We start from the raw sequence: 4,011 nt of genomic DNA, 5'->3' as shown, positions 1-4,011 counted from the left end.
CTATCTATTGGCTTTGTTTTTTTAATTAAAAGTTTAAATTGAATTAATTAGCTTTTTTAGCCTCTATTGCTTTAGCTAACTCTTCAGCTAATAGCGGAAGTACTTTGTTTACATCACCTACTATACCTAAATCGGCTATTCCAAACATAGGAGCATCTTTATCTTTATTTATAGCAATAATATATTCAGATTCTTCCATACCAGCCATATGCTGAATAGCACCAGATATACCGCAAGCGAAGTATATATTAGGTCTTACAGTTTTACCTGTTTGTCCAACTTGTCTTGCTTGCTCTATAAATCCAGCATCCACAGCAGCCCTTGAAGCAGAAACAGTTGCACCTATTTTAGAAGCTACAGCCTCAAGATTTTTAAAGTTTTCTTTAGAACCTACACCTCTACCGCCAGATACCAATATTTTAGCTTCTGTGATATCAACCTTTTTAGCAGTTTCTTTTACTACATCTAATATTTTTACTTTTATTTTGGAAGTGTCTATTGTTACAGGCAATACTTCAATTTCACCTTTCTTTCCTTCTTCTTTAGGAAGTTTTTGCATTACACCAGGTCTTACAGTAGCCATTTGAGGTCTATGATTAGGACAAACAATAGTAGCCATTAAGTTTCCACCGAATGCAGGTCTTGTCATTCCAAAAACTTTTGTTTCATCATCTATTTCTAGTTTTGTACAGTCAGCAGTAAGTCCTGTAGCAAGTCTTGAAGATACTCTAGGAGCCAAATCTCTTCCCAAAGTAGTTGCACCTAATAATACTATTTCAGGTTTTTTATCATCTATTATTGCTTTTAATGCCTGAGCATAAGCTTCAGTATCATATTGTTTTAATAGTTCATTATCTACTACTACAACTTTATCAGCACCATACTCAATCAAATTTTGAGCTAAACCTTCTACTTTATATCCTATCAAAGCTGCTGTAACAGTTACATTTAATTTAGCTGCAAGTTTTTTTGCCTCTCCTATTAATTCTAAACCTACATTTTGAATTACACAGTCTCTTTGCTCAGCAAATACTAATATTCCTTTATAATCACTTAAATTCATTATCTATCTCCTTTTATAAGGTTCTTTTGTTAATTAAAATTAAATAACAAATTTTTCTTTTAATTTTTCAATTATGATATTAACAGCTTCTTTTGTATCCACTTCAAATACTTTACCAGCTTGTTTAGCTCCTTTAGTAAATGATTTTTTTACTTTTGTAGGAGAGCCAGTAAGACCTATTAAAGAAGGGTCAATTTTTATAGTTTCAGAAGACCAAATTTCAACTTCTTTATCATAAGCTTCAACTATTCCTTTAACTCTCATGTATCTAGGGCTATTAGCTTCTGATAATACAGTTACTAAAGCTGGTAATTGAACGTTTAACAAGTAATATCCATCTTCTATTACTCTTTTTATAGTTAATGATTTATCAGCTTCATTATATTGAATTTCTTTAGCATAAGAAACTTGAGGTATTTGTAAATGCTCAGCAATTTGAGGACCAACTTGAGCAGTATCACCGTCTATAGCTTGTCTTCCTGAAATAATAATATCATATTCTAAAGTTCTTAAAGCAGCTGCTAATGTATTAGAAGTAGCTAAAGTATCAGCACCGCCGAATTTTCTATCTGTTATAAGTATAGCTCTGTCAGCTCCCATAGCATAAGCTTCTCTCAATATAGCTTCAGCTTGAGGAGGTCCCATAGTTACTACAGTTACATGAGCACCATATTTATCTTTTAATTTTAGAGCCTCTTCTAATCCGCCTTTATCATCAGGGTTCATTATACTAGGAACTCCATCTCTTATTAATGTACCTTTTACAGGGTCTAGTTTAATTTCAGTTGTATCTGGAACCTGTTTTATACAAACTACTATTTTCATTTCTATTCCTCCATAAATGTTTTATTTACTAATTGGCTTATTTTAAAAGGTTTCCTGCTATTACCATTCTTTGAACTTCTGATGTACCTTCATAAATTTCTGTGATTTTTGCATCTCTCATCATTCTTTCAACAGGATATTCTCTAGTATATCCATATCCACCATGAAGCTGAACGGCTTTAGTAGTTACTTCCATTGCAGTTTCAGAAGCAAATAGCTTAGCTCTTGCTGCATCTACTGAATATGGAAGATGATTACTTTCTCTCCAAGCTGCTTTGTAAACTAAAAGTCTAGCAGCTTCTACTTTTACTTCAAGGTTAGCTAATTGGAATTGAGTATTTTGGAAATTAGCTATTGTTCTTCCAAACTGTTTTCTTTCTTTTACATAAGCTACAGTTTCATCAAGAGCTCCTTGTGCAATTCCTAATGCTTGAGAAGCAATTCCTATTCTTCCTCCGTCAAGAGTCATCATAGCAATTTTAAATCCTTTTCCTAATTCTCCTAATAGGTTATCTTTAGGTATTCTTGCATTTTCAAATATCAATTCGCAAGTAGCAGAACCTCTAATACCTAATTTTTTCTCTTTTTTACCAACAGTAAATCCTGGAGTTCCTTTTTCTATTATAAATGAAGAAATTCCTTTTAAACCTTGTGATTTGTCTGTCATAGCAAATATAACATATACATCAGCATAGCCAGAATTTGTTATAAATATTTTAGAACCATTAATTACCCATTCTTGAGTAGCTTCATCTAACACCGCCACAGTTTGCTGACCTGCTGCATCTGTACCAGCATTTGGCTCTGTAAGTCCGAATGCTCCAAGCCATTCACCGCTAGCCAATTTAGGAACATATTTTTGTTTTTGTGCATCTGTACCGAATTGTAATATAGGCCAAGTTCCAAGAGAAGTATGAGCAGAAAGAATAACTCCAGTAGTACCACAAACTCTTGATAATTCTTCAACAGCCATAGCGTACATTAAATTATCTCCGCCAGCTCCGCCATATTCTTTAGGAATAGGTATACCCATAAGTCCAATCTCAGCCATTTTTTTAACAGTTTCAACAGGGAATCTTTCTTCCTCGTCAACTTCTGTTGCTAAAGGTTTTACCTCTTTTTCAGCAAATTCTCTAATCATTTGTCTGAAAAGTTCATGTGTTTTAGACAAATTAAATTCCATTCTAGTCCTCCTGATAATTACTTTATCAATTTTTTAATATATATAATTAATTTTTTCATTGTTTCATTACAGTTGCTTTTCCGCTTAAAACTACTTTTCCATCTTGATTAGTACAAGTGGTTGAAAGTATTACTCTATTTTTTTCAGGGATAAGTTCTATAATTTCAGCAGTAGCTGTAATTGTATCTCCGAAATATACAGGAGCTAAAAATTTTAATTCTTGTCCCATATAAATAGTTCCTTCTCCTGGAAGTTTTGTTCCTAATACTGCAGATATGAGTCCTGCAGTAAGCATTCCATGAGCTATTCTATGCTTGAACATAGTTTGCTGTGCATGAACTTCGTTTAAGTGGGCTGGGTTCGTGTCAAGTGTAATTCCTGCATATAGAATTACATCGGTTTCGGTTATAGTTTTGGAAATTTCAGCCTTCATTCCAACTTTTAACTCTTCAAATTTCATAATAATCTCTCCTAATTATTTTTTATTTTTTAAAAAATATCTTACTAGTGTAAAATATAAATCAAATATTTAAAAAAATATTGGCAAAAATTACTTTTACATATTTTGCCAATACAATTTAATATTTTATATCATACAATAACAAAGCTAATAAGTATAATACAAATGTATAATAAGTATTATTAGATTAATACATATATATTACATTACAATATATTAGTATAAGATTTTATAAAACTTGTTCTTTATTAAGAGCAAGAACTTTAAATACTATACTTAATTTGTCTTATGCTTAATTTGTTATACTAGTAAGAGAACATCTTTTAAAAAATAATTAAATTAATTCTATGTTAATTATAGTAGAATTTTTTATAAAAATCAATTCATAATGTGATAAAAATAACTTTTTGTTTAATATTTAAACTAAAAAATGTATTTGAAAAAAAATATATTGTATTTAAGAATTACTTATTTTTTTTA

The 4,011-nt window shown here is 30.9% G+C and carries 4 protein-coding genes; all 4 read right to left on the bottom strand.

Annotated elements, in window-relative coordinates; all coding sequences use genetic code 11:
• Positions 1–43 precede the first annotated feature (43 nt).
• From E6A48_RS07085 to E6A48_RS07070, 4 genes are read right to left on the bottom strand one after another with little or no spacing between them, the layout of a single operon-like run.
• Positions 44–1,063 (bottom strand): electron transfer flavoprotein subunit alpha/FixB family protein, encoded by a 1,020-nt coding sequence (locus tag E6A48_RS07085; protein ID WP_219709334.1) that lies wholly within the window; start codon positions 1,061–1,063, stop codon positions 44–46.
• Positions 1,064–1,102: 39 nt separating this feature from the next.
• The gene (locus tag E6A48_RS07080) at positions 1,103–1,888 is read right to left on the bottom strand and encodes an electron transfer flavoprotein subunit beta/FixA family protein (protein WP_013243985.1); all 786 of its coding nucleotides are present in this window, start codon (positions 1,886–1,888) and stop codon (positions 1,103–1,105) included.
• Between the two features lie 37 nt (positions 1,889–1,925).
• The gene (locus E6A48_RS07075) at positions 1,926–3,071 is read right to left on the bottom strand and encodes an acyl-CoA dehydrogenase (RefSeq protein ID WP_219709333.1); all 1,146 of its coding nucleotides are present in this window, start codon (positions 3,069–3,071) and stop codon (positions 1,926–1,928) included.
• A gap of 55 nt (positions 3,072–3,126) precedes the next feature.
• A complete protein-coding gene (locus E6A48_RS07070; RefSeq protein ID WP_014933919.1) occupies positions 3,127–3,531 on the bottom strand; it encodes a MaoC family dehydratase in 405 nt (134 codons plus the stop codon).
• Positions 3,532–4,011: the final 480 nt, after the last annotated feature.

The organism is Brachyspira pilosicoli (assembly GCF_019402445.1).
Classification (GTDB): domain Bacteria; phylum Spirochaetota; class Brachyspiria; order Brachyspirales; family Brachyspiraceae; genus Brachyspira; species Brachyspira pilosicoli_B.
This window is presented reverse-complemented; position numbering and strand designations above follow the sequence as displayed.

Bases quoted from the DNA above. Each gene is read 5' to 3' on its own strand.
- E6A48_RS07085 (WP_219709334.1), bottom strand. From the start codon at position 1,063: ATGAATTTAAGTGATTATAAAGGAATATTAGTATTTGCTGAGCAAAGA.
- E6A48_RS07080 (WP_013243985.1), bottom strand. From the start codon at position 1,888: ATGAAAATAGTAGTTTGTATAAAACAGGTTCCAGATACAACTGAAATT.
- E6A48_RS07075 (WP_219709333.1), bottom strand. From the start codon at position 3,071: ATGGAATTTAATTTGTCTAAAACACATGAACTTTTCAGACAAATGATT.
- E6A48_RS07070 (WP_014933919.1), bottom strand. From the start codon at position 3,531: ATGAAATTTGAAGAGTTAAAAGTTGGAATGAAGGCTGAAATTTCCAAA.